16 protein-coding genes are annotated in these 13997 nt (G+C 72.1%); 11 read left to right on the top strand and 5 right to left on the bottom strand.

Annotated features, from left to right (window positions below):
* The first annotated feature begins 36 nt into the window (after positions 1-36).
* From TNCT6_RS09685 to TNCT6_RS09675, 3 genes are all read left to right on the top strand, one after another.
* Entirely contained in the window at positions 37-405 is a 369-nt protein-coding gene (locus tag TNCT6_RS09685) for a WhiB family transcriptional regulator (protein ID WP_141358597.1), read from the top strand.
* A complete protein-coding gene (locus TNCT6_RS09680; RefSeq protein ID WP_141358595.1) occupies positions 402-725 on the top strand; it encodes a hypothetical protein in 324 nt (107 codons plus the stop codon). Before TNCT6_RS09685 ends, TNCT6_RS09680 begins: the two co-directional genes overlap by 4 nt.
* A 146-nt stretch (positions 726-871) precedes the next feature.
* Positions 872-1132, top strand: coding sequence for a hypothetical protein (locus TNCT6_RS09675; protein ID WP_141358593.1), 261 nt, complete (start codon positions 872-874; stop codon positions 1130-1132).
* 13 nt (positions 1133-1145) lie between these two features.
* Here the strand turns inward: TNCT6_RS09675 and TNCT6_RS09670 are convergent, their stop codons facing one another.
* Both TNCT6_RS09670 and TNCT6_RS09665 read right to left on the bottom strand, forming a co-directional pair.
* Complete coding sequence (locus TNCT6_RS09670) at positions 1146-2525, bottom strand: AarF/ABC1/UbiB kinase family protein (RefSeq protein WP_141358591.1); 1380 nt, start codon at positions 2523-2525, stop codon at positions 1146-1148.
* Positions 2518-3732, bottom strand: a complete 1215-nt coding sequence (locus TNCT6_RS09665) for a TOMM precursor leader peptide-binding protein (RefSeq protein ID WP_141358589.1) — start codon at positions 3730-3732, stop codon at positions 2518-2520. Before TNCT6_RS09665 ends, TNCT6_RS09670 begins: the two co-directional genes overlap by 8 nt.
* 308 nt (positions 3733-4040) lie before the next feature.
* Between TNCT6_RS09665 and TNCT6_RS09660 the strand changes: the two genes are divergently transcribed.
* The 4 genes from TNCT6_RS09660 to TNCT6_RS09645 all read left to right on the top strand — a co-directional run bounded on the left by TNCT6_RS09660 (position 4041) and on the right by TNCT6_RS09645 (position 7932).
* On the top strand, positions 4041-4637 hold the full coding sequence (locus TNCT6_RS09660; protein ID WP_141358587.1) for a M48 family metallopeptidase: 597 nt from the start codon (positions 4041-4043) through the stop codon (positions 4635-4637).
* A 135-nt stretch (positions 4638-4772) separates the two neighbouring features.
* Positions 4773-6467, top strand: a complete 1695-nt coding sequence (locus tag TNCT6_RS09655) for a TerD family protein (RefSeq protein WP_141358585.1) — start codon at positions 4773-4775, stop codon at positions 6465-6467.
* 11 nt (positions 6468-6478) lie between these two features.
* The gene (locus TNCT6_RS09650) at positions 6479-7159 is read left to right on the top strand and encodes an AIM24 family protein (protein WP_141358583.1); all 681 of its coding nucleotides are present in this window, start codon (positions 6479-6481) and stop codon (positions 7157-7159) included.
* Positions 7160-7176: 17 nt separating this feature from the next.
* Positions 7177-7932 carry an AIM24 family protein gene (locus tag TNCT6_RS09645; protein ID WP_141358581.1) on the top strand — a complete coding sequence of 252 codons (756 nt, stop codon included), beginning with the start codon at positions 7177-7179 and terminating at the stop codon, positions 7930-7932.
* A gap of 61 nt (positions 7933-7993) precedes the next feature.
* Here the strand turns inward: TNCT6_RS09645 and TNCT6_RS09640 are convergent, their stop codons facing one another.
* Both TNCT6_RS09640 and TNCT6_RS09635 read right to left on the bottom strand, forming a co-directional pair.
* Positions 7994-8509: an NUDIX hydrolase gene (locus TNCT6_RS09640; RefSeq protein WP_141358579.1), complete on the bottom strand. Its 516-nt coding sequence runs from the start codon at positions 8507-8509 to the stop codon at positions 7994-7996.
* Positions 8506-9972 (bottom strand): zinc-dependent metalloprotease, encoded by a 1467-nt coding sequence (locus TNCT6_RS09635; protein WP_141358577.1) that lies wholly within the window; start codon positions 9970-9972, stop codon positions 8506-8508. Before TNCT6_RS09635 ends, TNCT6_RS09640 begins: the two co-directional genes overlap by 4 nt.
* 193 nt (positions 9973-10165) lie before the next feature.
* Between TNCT6_RS09635 and TNCT6_RS09630 the strand changes: the two genes are divergently transcribed.
* From TNCT6_RS09630 to TNCT6_RS09620, 4 genes are all read left to right on the top strand, one after another.
* Positions 10166-11275 carry an SDR family oxidoreductase gene (locus TNCT6_RS09630; protein WP_141358574.1) on the top strand — a complete coding sequence of 370 codons (1110 nt, stop codon included), beginning with the start codon at positions 10166-10168 and terminating at the stop codon, positions 11273-11275.
* A 193-nt stretch (positions 11276-11468) separates the two neighbouring features.
* A complete protein-coding gene (locus tag TNCT6_RS09625) occupies positions 11469-11927 on the top strand; it encodes a molybdenum cofactor biosynthesis protein MoaE (protein WP_141358572.1) in 459 nt (152 codons plus the stop codon).
* A 155-nt stretch (positions 11928-12082) separates the two neighbouring features.
* Complete coding sequence (locus TNCT6_RS39805; protein ID WP_172632848.1) at positions 12083-12247, top strand: hypothetical protein; 165 nt, start codon at positions 12083-12085, stop codon at positions 12245-12247.
* 50 nt (positions 12248-12297) lie between these two features.
* Positions 12298-13395 (top strand): PDZ domain-containing protein, encoded by a 1098-nt coding sequence (locus TNCT6_RS09620; RefSeq protein ID WP_141358570.1) that lies wholly within the window; start codon positions 12298-12300, stop codon positions 13393-13395.
* A gap of 51 nt (positions 13396-13446) precedes the next feature.
* On the opposite strand, the gene TNCT6_RS09615 is transcribed toward TNCT6_RS09620, so the two are convergent.
* The gene (locus tag TNCT6_RS09615; RefSeq protein ID WP_141358568.1) at positions 13447-13989 is read right to left on the bottom strand and encodes a PPA1309 family protein; all 543 of its coding nucleotides are present in this window, start codon (positions 13987-13989) and stop codon (positions 13447-13449) included.
* Positions 13990-13997: the final 8 nt, after the last annotated feature.

Below are 13997 nucleotides of genomic sequence, written 5' to 3'. Positions count from 1 at the left end.
CGACCGGCCGACCCGAACAGACGAGGAAGACGAACCGTGCAACTCGAAGCGCACGTCCCGTCCGTACCGCCTTCCGACACGATCCCCAAGCCTGGTCTCACGGAGGACCCCGCCTTGACCCCGCTCACCGCGCTCACCGCGCTCGACGACGCCATCGAGAACCTCGGCGTGCCCGTCCCGTGCCGCTCCTACGACCCGGAGGTCTTCTTCGCCGAGTCGCCGGCGGACGTGGAGTACGCCAAGTCCCTCTGCCGCACCTGCCCGCTGATCGAGGCCTGCCTCGCCGGCGCCAAGGAGCGGCGCGAGCCCTGGGGTGTCTGGGGCGGCGAGCTGTTCGTCCAAGGTGTCGTCGTGGCCCGGAAGCGGCCGCGTGGCCGCCCGCGCAAGAACCCGGTCACAGCATGAACACCGCAGGAACGATCGACCGCCCCCTCACGCACGACCCCCAGAAGCAGGCCCCGATGAAGCCGTCCGCCAGCGAGCCCGCAGGCTCCGCGACCGAAGACGTCACCACCACCGGCGCGAACGAATCGCGTCAGAACAGGAACCGAGAGATGCAACTCATCCCAGAAGCGCTGGCTCGTGCGCATATGCACGAGCGGCTGCACGAGGCGGAGAGGGAACGCCAGGCCGTACGTCTGGCGGCCGCCCGCCGGATGCAGCGCCGCGCCGAGCGCGCCTCGCTGCGCGCCCGCCGCGCGCTCGCCATGGCAGTGATGCACTGACCGACAACGCCGTTCCACACCGCTTGGCGGTGGCCTCCCGGTCCGGGAGGCCGGAACTCTCCCCGCGGGGGCCGGTCCGTTCGAACGGACCGGCCCCCGCGGTGCGTTGTTCCCGCCGATCAGCGGCCCGGCGGTATGGTCACGGGGTGACGAGTCTTCCCGGAGGCACGAACCACGCGAGCGCGGGCACGGCGCACCACGGCACGGACCGTGACGGCACGGACCGTGACGGCGAACGCGTGGAGCGTCCCGCCCTGGTGTGCGCGCGCTGCGGCACCCCGGCCGAGGGCCTGCCGCCCACGTGGACCTGCTCGGTGGAGAACGGCGCCCGGCGCTACTTCTGCGACGCCTGCTCCCGCGAGAACCTCCGCTCGATCGAGGGGCGCCTGGACTCCGCCTGGTGGTAGTCCCCCCGCACGCTCACGCCTCGACGGCCGACTGCTCGTCGTCCGGCTCCTCGCCCTCCGGACGGGCGGCGAAACCCGGCAGCCACTCCTCCAGCTCCTCCCGCAGCCGCACCGTGGCCCCCAGCTGGCACAGCACGCCGATGGTACTGAGCGTGACCCGGTGGATGAGCAGGTACGACGGGGGCAGATTGAGCTGCTTGCCCAGTTGGTAGGCGGGGGAGCGGGGATCGGCGATCCGGGCCGCCTGGCTGCGCATCCAGCCGCGGGTGAAGGTGAACTCCTCCACCTGGGCCGGTTGGATGATCGGCAGGAGGTAGCCGAGGACGGCGTCCGGGTCCAGCTCGATGGACTCCTTCACGAAGCCCTCGGCGGAGAGCATCTCGTAGACCGCTTCCGCCTCCCCGTCGAGCGCCATGCGCAGGGCTGAGCCGATGGGCGTCGGCAGGCCGCCCGGAAGGCGGTCGACGGTGCCGAAGTCCAGGACGCCCAGGCGCCAGTCGTCCTCGCCGTCCGGTCCGCCGGGCAGAAGACGGAAGTTGCCGGGGTGCGGGTCGGCGTGCAGCAGGCCGGTGCGGGCCGGGCCGGAGAACAAGAAACGGGCCAGCAGCTGGCCGGCCCGGTCACGCTGGGCCGGGGTGCCGTCCGCGATCACCTCGGACAGCGGAACGCCGTCCATCCACTCGGTGACCAGGACCTGCTCGCGCTGGTGGACGACCGCCGGGACGACGACGTCCGGGTCGTCGGCGAACTCCTCGGCGTGCGCCTGCTGGGCCTGCGCCTCCAGTCCGTAGTCCAGCTCCTCGGAGACGCGGTCCTTGAGCTCGGCGATCAGGGGCTTGATGTCCACGCCGGGGACCAGCGGCCCCAGCAGGCGGGCGAACCGGCTCAACTGGGTCAGGTCGGATACGAGGGCCTCACCGGCGCCGGGGTACTGCACCTTGACCGCGACCTCGCGGCCGTCGTGCCACACCGCCCGGTGCACCTGCCCGATCGAGGCTGCCGCGGACGGCTTGTCCTCGAACTCCTCGAACAGCTCGCGCCAGTGCGCGCCGAGCCGCTCCTCCAGTACGGAGTGCACCGTGCGCGTCGGCATCGGGGGCGCCGCCTCCTGGAGCTTGGTCAGCGCGACCCGGTAGGGGCCGGCGACCTCCTCGGGGAGCGCCGACTCGAAGACGGACAGCGCCTGCCCGAACTTCATCGCCCCGCCCTTGAGCTCGCCGAGCACCTTGAACAACTGGTCGGCCGTGCGTTGCTGCAGCTCACGGCCGACGAGATCGGCTGACTCGCCCACGATCCGTTTGCCGAGTCCCCAGGTCGCTCTCCCGGCGAAACCGAGCGGGAGCGCGGCGAGCTTGGCGGTCCGGGTGACCGCCTTCCGGGGAAGATCAGACATGCGCCCTCCAAGTCCCAGCAAGCCGCGCCGCGTCTGCCCGACGGCAGGGCGTCGATGACGGCCGTTGCTCAGCCATTGTCGCGCGTGGCTCCCCGTTCTTTGAGGCCCGCTCCCTCTCGGTTTTCCCGGCCGCGCCGCACGGACAGGACGGATGCGGCCACACCGGTCGCGCGCGCCAGTTCAGGCCGGGCAGTGAAACCTCCCAGCGGGCGCCCGTGCTGGAGGGCGACTCCCCGTCCAGGAAGGCGAGTGCGTGCGCGGCCGACAGGGCGGCCACGGTCGCGGCGAGAGACAGATCACACGGACGAACGTGACGTGGTCCGCCCGAGCGCCACTGCGCCACCAGACGCGGCCACGTCCCGTCCCGGTCCGTGCGGTCCCGGTGCAGGCAGCCGGCGCAGCCTGTCCCGCCGGGCAGGACGAGCGGGCCCACGACGCCCGTGCCCTCCACCACCCCGGCGTACAGATGAGGGGTGCCGGACTCGATCAGGGCGGCGGCCGCGGACGGGTCGGGCGCGTGCACGGCGATGTCGTCCCGCGGGGCGAGGACCACCAGGGTGAATCCCCGCTCCTCCCGCTCGGGCCGCGTCCGGGGGGTGCGGCGGGCCGGACGGTCCGGGGCCGCCGCTCGCGCGGCCCGCCGCGCCGCGGTGTCCCGGCGTTCGCCGACGGCCTCGGCGGACAGCCCGCCCGGGGCGACGTCCCCCGGCTCCACACAGCCGCCGTCCCGCACGTCGACCTCGCCGACCCCCGCCCCGGACAGCAGTGCGGCCAGGACGGCGCCCACCCGGCCCGCGCCTTTGACCTGCACGCGCGCCTCACGTCGGGCGGCGAGGCGTTCCATCGCCTCGCCCGGTTCGCGGGTGATCAGGGAGAGGGAGGCGAGATCGGGCCCCAGCCGGTCCATGGCCTCCTTCCGCTCCCGCAGCGTGTCGGCGGCCGCGCCGCCGCCCCGGGCGTCGTCCAGGAGCCCGGCCCGGGCCAGCCGCTCCACCAGACGGTCGGCATGGCCGTCGGGCAGATCCATGCGGCGCGCCTCCTCCCGCAGCAGCGGCAGTCCGCGCGTGCCGTTGAGCAGGTCCAGAAAACTGCCCGTCGCGGTGTCCAGCGGGCCCAGTGTCATCGCGTGCGCGGGAGTCATCCCGAACTGCACGGTGCCGAGATCACGCCAGCCGCGCCGGAGCGCGGGTTTCACCATCGGATGCATGTGAGCCCCCGTAGCCCGAAGAAGGAGAAGCATCGGAAACGAACGAAGAGAGCGAAGCGAAGAGAGCGAACGAAGCGAAGGAAGCGAAGGGAAGGCATCGAAAACGTCCTCATACGCCGGGGTGAGCCGGTCCGAGTCGCCACCGACGACTGTCACGACGGCCAGCATGCCCGGCCCGGACAGCGGGTGCCGGAAGTTGTCCACAGGCGGTGGGTACTCGTCGTACGAATCGGACCCTCGGTGGAGGATCCGCACGGAACCGTTCCGCTCCCGGGACTTCTCGTCCTCGCACCCGGTAACGTCGGGGCGTGTCCGCCGACCCACTGAACCGTGCCGGAACGCCACAGCGAGGCAAGACGAGCCGGCCCCCGGAGGGCGCGGCGGCGAGCGAGATCGAGGTCCGCAGGAGCGCCCGGCGCCGCCGGACGGTCTCCGCGTACCGCGAGGGCGGTCGCACCGTCGTGCTCATCCCCGCCCGCATGTCCGAGGCGGAGGAGCGGCGCTGGGTGACCGTCATGCTCGACAAGCTGGCCGCCCAGGAGAGCCGGCGGACGCTCGGCGACACGGAGCTGGCCGAACGCGCCGAGCGGCTGTCCGCCCAGTACTTCGACGGCCGTGCCCGGCCCGCCTCGGTCCGCTGGGTCACCAACCAGAACACGCGCTGGGGCTCGTGCACCCCGGCGGAGGGCAGCATCCGTCTCTCCCACCGTCTTCAGGGGATGCCCGAGTACGTCGTCGACTACGTACTGCTCCACGAGCTGGCCCATCTGCTCGTCCCCGGACACGGCCCCGACTTCTGGCGGCTGCTGGAGGCGTACCCGCGCACCGAGCGGGCCCGGGGCTACCTGGAGGGGGTGGCCGCGGCCGCGCGGCTGCCGCATCCGCCGGGAACGCGCGACGAGTGACCGGGCTGCCGGGGACGTCCGGTACCGCCGGACTGTGTTTGTGTACCGGGTCTGTACCGACTTCGTCCGGTGTCGGAGTTTGCCGTTAGCCTGGCGCGACGCACTCGCACTCGGGACGGGGGACGGTCGTTACGCATGCCCAGGGAATTCCAGCGCGGCCACAAGGCCAGGATCAGTGACCTGACCGCGGGGACGGATCTGTACGTTGGCGTGCAGATCTCGGCACCCGGACTGACCGTCGACATCAGCTGCTTCGGGCTGGACGCCGACGAACGCCTCTCGGACGACCGGTACTTCGTCTTCTTCAACCAGCCGAAGTCCCCCGAGGAGGCCATCCAGCTGCTGGGTGCTCAGGCAGGCGACACGGAGTCCTTCCGGGTCACGCTGGAGAAGATTCCGTCGCACATCCGGAAGCTGTCGTTCACGGCCGCCGTCGACGGTGCCGGGCAGATGTCGCAGATCGACTCCGGGTACCTGCGCATCGTGGCGGGCGGGGAGGAGGTGGCCCGGTACGCGTTCGACGGCTCGGAGTTCTCCACCGAACGGGCCGTGATGCTGGGCGACTTCTACCTCAAGGACGTGTGGCGGTTCGCGGCTGTCGGCCAGGGCTTCGACGGGGGCCTCGAGGCGCTGCTGAAGAACTTCGGCGGCGAGGTCCTGGAAGAGGAGGAGGACCCCGCCGCGGGCCAAGACGCGCAGCCCGGTGCCGCTCCGGGCTTCGCCCCGCCGGCCCAGGCCACCGCGCCCCCGGAATTCGCCGTTCCCTCCGGGCCGGCCGCACCGGCCCCTGCCGCTCCCGCGCCCGCCGCCCCCGCTCCACTCCCGGCCGCCCCCGCGCCGCCACCCGCCGCGCACGGCTTCACACCGCCCCCGGGAGCCACCCCGCCGCCCCCGCCCCCGGCGCCGGGCCCCGCGCCCTCGGTGCACGCGGCGCCGACCATCATCGCCCCCCTGACTCCGCCCGGCGGCCCGGTCCCGCCGCCCGCCCCGGCGCCCGCGCCCTACGGGCAGCCGCCGTACGGCCAGGCGCACGGTCGGACCCCGCCCCCGCCGCCCGCCCAGTACCAGGCGCCGCCCCCGCCTCCCGGCTACGGTCACCAGCCGCCGTTCGGCCAGGTCCCCGGCCAGTCCGCGCCGTACGCGGCGCCGCAGGCCGCTCCCCAGGCCGCCGGGGTGTCCGCCGCGCTGAACCTGTACAAGGAGGCGCCCACCGGCCGGCGCTGGACCCTGCAGAACAGCAAGCTGATCCGCGCCGACCTCGGGACGGAGGGGGGCCGACCCGTGCTGGCCCGGCAGGGCAGCATGGTGCTCTACCAGGGCAAGGTCGACTTCACCTACAAGGGCGCCGGCTTCGCGGGCCGGATCACGGGCAACGTCACGGGCCAGGAGATGCAGCTGATGCGCTGCACCGGCCAGGGCCAGGTGTTCTTCGCCGAGAACTCCACCCACCTGCATCCCGTCGAGCTCCAGGGTGACGCGATCTGCGTCTCCGCCGAGAACGTGCTCGCCTTCGACGAGAGCCTGGAGTACGAGGTCCGCCGCGTCGAGGGACACGGCATCCCCGGCGGCGCCCTGTTCACGATGCAGTTCCAGGGCACCGGCACGATCGTCGTCAAGACGCACGGCACACCGGTCGTCCTGCCCGTGACGCCGACGACGTTCGTCGACTCCAACGCCGTGGTCGCCTGGTCGGCCGCGGCCCAGGCGATCGTCTCCAGCCAGGTGCGGATGCGCCGCAACGCCTACCCGGGCGACACCGGAGAGGGCGTCAACCTCCAGTTCCGCGCCGCCCCCGGCAACTTCGTCGTCGTCCAGCCCTACGAGGTCTGAGGGAGCCCGTCATGAACCAGCCGCTCGCGGGTTACGCCCCCGCACCCGTCACCGCCCGCATGGAGAACCACGGCAGCCACATGCTGAAGGTCGCCATGCAGACCGGGAACGACCTCTTCGCGCGCGTGGGGTCGATGGTCGCCTACGAAGGCTTCATCCAGTACGAGCCCAGCCCGTCGGCCGTGCGCCAGATCGCGCGCGACTGGGTCACCGGCGAGGGCGCCCCGCTGATGAAGTGCACCGGCGACGGACTGCTCTACCTCGCCGACTACGGAGCCAACGTCGTCGTCATCAACCTCGGCGGTGACGCGATCTCCGTCAACGCCACCAACCTGCTGGCCTTCGACGCCGGCCTGACCTGGGGCGTCGAGCGGGTCAAGGGGTTGGCGAAGTTCGCCGGGCAGGGCCTGTGGAACACCAGGATCTCCGGACAGGGCTGGGTGGCGCTGACCTCCCGCGGCGAGCCGATCGTCGTCGACTGCGGCGAGGGCGAGAACGAGACCTACGTCGACCCGGACGCGCTCGTCGCCTGGTCGCCGAACCTGAAGGTCAAGGGCAAGCGCAGTTTCAGGGCGCAGTCCCTGATCGGCCGGGGCAGCGGAGAGGCCTACCAGATGGCCTTCTCCGGTCAGGGCATCGTCGTCGTACAGCCCAGCGAGGACAGTACCGACCGCCTGCGGATGCGCGGCTGAAGGGGAGACAGGAGACCATGCAGAGCCCGCTTTTCGCCTTCAACGACGCCCAGACGCAGGAGCGCTGGAGCCTGCAGAACAAGCAGATGCTGCGCGTCACCCTGGAGGGCCACGACGACATCCTCGCCCGCAAGGGCACGATGGTCGCCTACCAGGGCATGATCGAGTTCGACGCCGAGTACCAGACCGGCAGCCAGGCACGCACGCGCGCGTACAACGGCGAGGGCCTGGACCTGATGCGCTGCCACGGACAGGGCACGGTCTACCTCGCCAACCTCGCCCAGTACGTGCACATCATGGACGTCGAACAGGACGGCCTGACCGTCGACAGCAGCTATGTGCTGGCGATGGACTCCTCGCTGTACCACGAGGCCGTGGCCGTCGACAGCATGTACGGCATCTCCGGCTCGGGGAAGTACCAGCTGAACATCACAGGCCACGGCAGGGTCGCCCTGATGACCTCCGGCGCGCCGCTGCTGATGCAGGTGACGCCGGACAAGTACGTCAACTGCGACGCCGACGCGATCGTCGCCTGGTCCACCGGACTGCGCGTACAGATGCAGGCCCAGACGCACTCCTCCGGCGTGTGGCGGCGCCGCGGCAACACCGGCGAGGGCTGGGAGCTCAGCTTCATGGGCAGCGGCTACGCGCTCGTCCAGCCCAGCGAGCTGCTGCCGCCGCAGAACGCGGTGATCGGGCAGGGCCTCGCCGCACAGTTCGGCATGGGGCAGCAGGGGGCGCGGGGACACAACCAGGGGAACGTCTGGGGCTGAGCCGAGGCCACGGGCAGGGGCGACCACCGTGGTGGCCGCCCCGCGCACCGTCGGAGCAGGGTCAGAGCCTGGCGCGCGTCGCCTCCAGCAGGCGGACGACCGACTTGTCCGCCACATCCGGTACGTCGTCGTAGGCGAACCAGCGCAGGTCCAGGGATTCGTCGCTGATGGCCGCCACCGCCCCGCTGGGCGCGAGCGCGGCGTACTGGACGTCGAGATGCCAGGCGCATGGCGTGTGGTGGCGGTCGAGGCGTACGGGGCCGCCGGGCAGCAGGGCCAGCCCCTCGATGCCCGACTCCTCGGTCGCCTCGCGCAGCGCGGCGTCCGCCAGCGTGACGTCCTCCGGCTCGCAGTGGCCGCCCATCTGGAGCCACATGCGCAGCTTCCTGTGGAGGGTCAGCAGCACCCGACCGCGCTCCGGGTCGATCACCAGGGCGCTCGCCGTGATGTGCCCGTCCGCGCAGGCCTTCCACATGCCGTCCGGACGCGTCCGCAGGTGCTCCAGGTAGAGCGGGCGCAGATCCTCCTGGTCCCCGTACTCCCGCAGGACGAGGACCGCGTCGTCATGGAGGCTCACTCGGCGCCGTCGCCCTTGTTGTCCTTGTCGCTGTTGTCGCCGTTGTCGCTCTCGGCCTTCTTGTGCAGGTCCGGCTTCGGCGCGGAACCGCCCGCCGCCTCGCCGAGCATCCTGTCCAGCTCGGAGAAGTCCATCTGCTCGCGGTGCACGAAGCCGTCCGGGTCGTCCAGGTCGGCGGCGGTGGGCAGCATGTCCGGGTGCGCCCACAGGCCGTCGCGGCCCTCGACCCCGCGCGCGTCGGTGAGCGAGGCCCACAGACGGGAGGCGTCCCGCAGCCGGCGCGGGCGCAGCTCCAGGCCGATCAGCGTGGCGAACGTCTGCTCGGCCGGGCCGCCCGAGGCGCGGCGGCGGCGCAGCGTCTCGCGCAGCGCGTCGGCGGACGTCAGGCGCGGCTTGGCCGCGGCGTGCACCACGGCGTCCACCCAGCCCTCGACGAGGGCCAGAGCGGTCTCCAGGCGGGCCAGGGCGGCCTTCTGCTCCGGGGTGTCCTCCGGCTGGAACATGCCCTGCTGGAGGGCGTCCTGCAACTGCTCGGGGTTCTGCGGGTCGAACTGGCCGACCACGTCCTCCAGCTTGGCGGTGTCGACCTTGATCCCGCGCGCGTACCCGTCGACCGCGCCGAACAGGTGCGAGCGCAGCCACGGCACGTGCGAGAACAGGCGCTGGTGGGCGGCCTCGCGCAGGGCGAGGTACAGCCGCACCTCCTCCTTGGGCACGCCCAGGTCCTTGCCGAACGCCTCGATGTTCACCGGCAGCAGCGCGGCCTTGCCGGCCGGGCCGAGCGGCAGACCGATGTCGGTCGAGCCGACGACCTCGCCGGCCAGCACGCCGACGGCCTGGCCGATCTGCGTGCCGAACATGGCGCCGCCCATGGAGCGCATCATGCCGATCAGCGGGCCGGCCATGGCCTGCATCTCCTCCGGCAGCACGTCGCCCATGGCGGTGCCGACCCGCTCGGCGACCGGGTCGACGAGCTCCTGCCACGCCGGCAGGGTGGCCTCGACCCATTCCGCGCGGGACCACGCCACCGCGGAGCCGGCGCCCGACGGAAGGGACGTCACGTCGTCCAGCCACAGGTCGGCGAGCCGGACGGCGTCCTGGACCGCGGTGCGCTCGGCCGGGCCGACACTGGCGTCCTTGGTGCCGTCGGAGGTGCCCTGGGAGACCGTCTGGCGGGCGATCTGCTTGGCCATGTCCCAGTTCACCGGCCCGCCCTCGTAGGAGAGCATCTGGCCGAGCTGCTGGAACGCCGCGCCCAGGTCGGTGGGGTTCAGCGAACCGAACATGGCTGCGAGCGGATTGTCGGCGCCGGGCCCGCCAAAGCCTCCGGCTCCGGGCAGTCCGAAGCCGAACGGGTTGGCCGGTCCCTGCTCACCGCCGCTCTGCTGGTCCTTCTTCTTGCCCTCGTCGCCGTCGTCCGGCTCCTCCGGCGGAAGGCCGAATCCGAATGGGGTGTCACTCACGGGGTTCCTCGGCTGGTAAGGCCACCGGTTCTCTCCGGCGGCGCGGCTGCCCGACAACACCACCCAGCGTAGACACCGCGAGCGGTTCGGGCCTCGGTGCTTCGCCGACAGAACGCCTGCGGCAGGATGGATGCCACCTGGTACGTACGCGTCATTCGCGCCCGTATGTGAAGACAACCGCTGGAGACGCCCGGTGAGTTCCCCAGATCCACAGGTTCGCGCAGCGCGAAACCACGAGAGCACTCCCGCCGTGCGCGGGCCCGTCGTCGCGGTCACCGGAGCCGCGCGCGGGGTCGGCGCGCTGCTCACCGAGCGGCTCGCCGAGTCCGCCGCGGTCAGACAGGTCATCGCCATCGACGAGCGGCGCGGGGAGTGCGCGGCGGCGCAGTGGCACATCCTCGACGTGCGGGATCCGGCGATCGCGGAGAAGCTGCGTGGCGCGGACGTCGTGGTGCACCTGGCGCTCGACCTCGACCTGGAGACCGATGCGGCCGCCCGGACGGCGTACAACGTACGGGGGACGCAGACCGTGCTGACCGCGGCGGCCGCGGCCGGGGTGCACCGCGTGGTGCTGTGCACCTCCGCGATGGTCTACGGGGCGCTGCCGGACAACGAGCTGCCGCTGTCGGAGGACGCGGAGCTGCGGGCGACCGCCGAGGCGACCGGGGTCGGAGACCTGCTGGAGATCGAGCGGCTGGCGCGGCGCGCGCCGCGGGCGCACCCCGGGCTGAACGTCTCCGTGGTCCGGCCCGCGGTGCTGGTCGGGGGTACGGACACCGCGCTGACCAGGTACTTCGAGTCGCCGCGCCTGCTGGTCGTGGCCGGGTCGCGGCCCGCGTGGCAGTTCTGCCACGTGGAGGACCTGTGCAGCGCCCTGGAGTACGCCGTGCTGGAGAAGGTCGACGGGGAGCTGGCCGTCGGGTGCGACGGGTGGCTGGAGCAGGAGGAGGTCGAGGAGCTCAGCGGGATCCGCCGGATGGAGCTGCCGTCGGCGGTCGCGCTGGGGGCGGCGGCCCGGCTGCACCGGATCGGGCTCACGCCGTCTCCGGCGGGGGACCTGGCGTACACCATGTACCCGTGGGTGGTGAGCGGCAGCCGGCTGCACGACGCCGGGTGGCGGCCGCGGTGGACCAACGAGGAGGTCCTCGAGGCGCTGCTGGAGGAGGTGTCCGGGCGGCACACGGTCGCCGGACGGCGCCTGGGCCGCAAGGACGCGACGGCGGCGGGGGCGGCCGGGGCGACGGTGGCCCTGCTGGGCGCGGCGGCGGTGGTGCGGCGGGCCCGGAAGGCACGCCGGCGCTGAGGGGCGGGCCGCGGGGCACTTCGGACACGGCCGTCCCTGTCCGAGGCGGTCCCTGCACGAGGGTCCGAGGCACCCCCTGTACAAGGCACCGCTGTTACAAGGCACCCCCTGTACGAGACTCCGAACCGGCACGCGCGCGTGCCGGGTGATCGCGCTATTCCCCGGCCTTCCGCGTGTGCGGCACGATGGACACATGGCAGCCACCAACGATCATCCCGGCGCGTACGCCGCCGAGGACCCCATCAAGCTGATCGGTGTCAGGGAGACCCCGCTCTCCCTGGACGAGGTCTTCGAGGCGCTCGGGGACGACGCCGCCGGAGGGACCGCGCTGTTCGTGGGGACCGTGCGGAACCACGACGGGGGCGCCGGTGTCGACGCGCTCGGGTACTCCTGCCATCCCAGCGCGGAGGCGGAGATGCGCCGGGTCGCCGAGAAGGTCGCCGCCGGGTACCCGGTCCGGGCGCTGGCGGCCGTGCACCGTGTGGGGGATCTGAAGGTGGGGGACCTCGCCGTCGTCGTCGGGGTGTCGTGTCCGCACCGGGGCGAGGCCTTCGAGGCCTGCCGGAAGCTGATCGACGACCTCAAGCACGAGGTGCCGATCTGGAAGCACCAGAGGTTCTCGGACGGTACCGAGGAATGGGTCGGCGCCTAGCCCGCCGGCGCTCGGCTCGCCCGTGCCCAGCGCTCGGAGCCCGTCGCCGCGGCTCCGCTTGCGTAACCGAACCCCCGGCGTGAGCGTTGTCAGTGCGGATGGTTAATCTGCTGATCAGTCAGTTGCTGTCGCTCTTTTGGGGTTGGGAGGCCGGCATGGCGGCGCTCGCCTGGTTGCTGATTCCGTTGATGGCCGCGATAGGCGCCGGACTGTGGGGGAGCTGGGCGAACCGGACCCGCAAGACGCGCAGCGACGGTCCCGAGCTGGACGGCTACGCCCGTTTCCGTGAGGCCATGGAGAGGTCCCACTCCGGTACATGAGCGTTCCGCCCTGACGATGCGCTGACAGAACCGTCCCGTACTGTCGAGTCATGCCACGCCGCACCGCGACGATGCTCGCCTCCACCCTGATGCTGATCGCGCTCCTGTGCGCGGGAGTCCTGTTCCCCGTGCCCTACTCGGAGATGTCACCGGGGCCGACGGTCAACACCCTGGGCGAGCACGGCGGCGAGCCGGTGCTGCAGATCTCCGGCCGCAAGACCTACCCGGCGGACGGCCACCTCAACATGACCACCGTCCGGGTCACCAGTGCCGACTACCGCATGAACCTCGTCGAGGCCGTCTACGGCTGGCTGGCCCACGACAGCAAGATCGTCCCGCACGACACGCTCTACCCCGACGGCAAGACGGAGGAGCAGTCGACCCAGGAGAACGCCGAGGAGTTCACCCTCTCCCAGGAGAGTGCCAAGGTCGCCGCCCTGAAGGAACTCCGCATCCCGGTGCAGTCCTGGGTGATCGTCTCCACGGTCGTCAAGGACACCCCGGCGCAGGGCAAGCTGCACGCGGGCGACGTCATCAGGGCCGTCGACGGCACGCCGGTCAAGCAGCCCTCCGACGTCTCCAAGCTGGTCACCAAGCACGAGCCCGGGCAGAACGTGGTCTTCACGATCGTGCCGGCCAAGGAGCAGGCCGACGCCGCGAAGCAGCACCGGACGGCGACCGTCACCAAGGACGTCACCCTCACCACCACGCAGTCCGCCGACACCGGGGCCAAGCGGGCCATCGTCGGGATCTCCGCCGGGACCGATCACACGTTCCCGTTCACGATCGACATCAAGCTCGCCGACGTCGGCGGCCCGAGCGCGGGCCTGATGTTCGCGCTCGGGATCTACGACAAGCTCACGCCGGGCAGCCTGACCGGCGGGAAGTTCGTGGCCGGCACCGGGACGATAGACGACGACGGCAAGGTCGGCCCGATCGGCGGGATCGAGATGAAGACCGTCGGCGCGCGCAGCAAGGGTGCCCGGTTCTTCCTCACCCCCGCCGAGAACTGCGCGGCCGCCGCCAAGGACACCCCCTCGGGGCTCACCCTCGTCAAGGTGCACACGCTCGGCGACGCGCTCACCGCACTGAAGGACATCCGCGGCGGCAGGACCGCCGATCTGCCGAAGTGCACGGCCAAGGGCTGACGGGCAGCGCCCCGGCCGTGTACCGGACGGGTACCGAAGGGCGGGCGGAACTCAGTCCTCGAAGGTCGCGGCCAGGGCCTCGGCGAGCCCCGGCACCAGGTCGGCGCCGGTGAGGACCTCCGTGGCGGAGTCCTTCTCACGCAGGCGGAGGGCCGACTCCCGGGCGCCGTCGCGCAGGACCGCGACCGTCATGCGGACCTCCTGGCGCTCGGGGTGGCCGGCCACCCACTTCGCCAGCTTCGGCCCGTCCAGTCCCTGCGGGACCTGCGCCTCGGCGGACGGGGGCAGCATCAGGCGCTCCACGGTCAGCGCGCAGCCGGCCACCGCCCCGGGCCAGGCGATGGTGGCGAGGAACTCGTCGAGGGGCCGGTCGGCCGGGACCTCGTCCTGCTCGACCGGGGTGAGACCGGAGGTCTCCTGCTCGTCCTCCAGGCCGAGCTGGGCCGCGAGGGCGGGTTCCTGGGACCGCAGCTGCGCGGTGTCTACGAGGGCGAAGAGGCGAGCGGGCTGGTCCCAGCCGAGGCCGGAGGCGTACTCGTCGATTTCGAGTACCGCCCGGGTGAGCGGGTTCGCTGCCATGGGAGTGTTGGACATGGTCACAA

Source organism: Streptomyces sp. 6-11-2 (assembly GCF_006540305.1).
GTDB lineage: Bacteria > Actinomycetota > Actinomycetes > Streptomycetales > Streptomycetaceae > Streptomyces.
Note: the sequence above shows the minus strand (reverse complement) of the source record. Positions and strands in the feature narration are given on the sequence as shown.

Bases quoted from the DNA above. Each gene is read 5' to 3' on its own strand.
- TNCT6_RS09625 (WP_141358572.1), top strand. From the start codon at position 11,469: ATGGCAGCCACCAACGATCATCCCGGCGCGTACGCCGCCGAGGACCCC.
- TNCT6_RS09620 (WP_141358570.1), top strand. From the start codon at position 12,298: ATGCCACGCCGCACCGCGACGATGCTCGCCTCCACCCTGATGCTGATC.
- TNCT6_RS09680 (WP_141358595.1), top strand. From the start codon at position 402: ATGAACACCGCAGGAACGATCGACCGCCCCCTCACGCACGACCCCCAG.
- TNCT6_RS09650 (WP_141358583.1), top strand. From the start codon at position 6,479: ATGAACCAGCCGCTCGCGGGTTACGCCCCCGCACCCGTCACCGCCCGC.
- TNCT6_RS09655 (WP_141358585.1), top strand. From the start codon at position 4,773: ATGCCCAGGGAATTCCAGCGCGGCCACAAGGCCAGGATCAGTGACCTG.
- TNCT6_RS09645 (WP_141358581.1), top strand. From the start codon at position 7,177: ATGCAGAGCCCGCTTTTCGCCTTCAACGACGCCCAGACGCAGGAGCGC.
- TNCT6_RS09670 (WP_141358591.1), bottom strand. From the start codon at position 2,525: ATGTCTGATCTTCCCCGGAAGGCGGTCACCCGGACCGCCAAGCTCGCC.
- TNCT6_RS09615 (WP_141358568.1), bottom strand. From the start codon at position 13,989: ATGTCCAACACTCCCATGGCAGCGAACCCGCTCACCCGGGCGGTACTC.
- TNCT6_RS39805 (WP_172632848.1), top strand. From the start codon at position 12,083: ATGGCGGCGCTCGCCTGGTTGCTGATTCCGTTGATGGCCGCGATAGGC.
- TNCT6_RS09665 (WP_141358589.1), bottom strand. From the start codon at position 3,732: ATGCATCCGATGGTGAAACCCGCGCTCCGGCGCGGCTGGCGTGATCTC.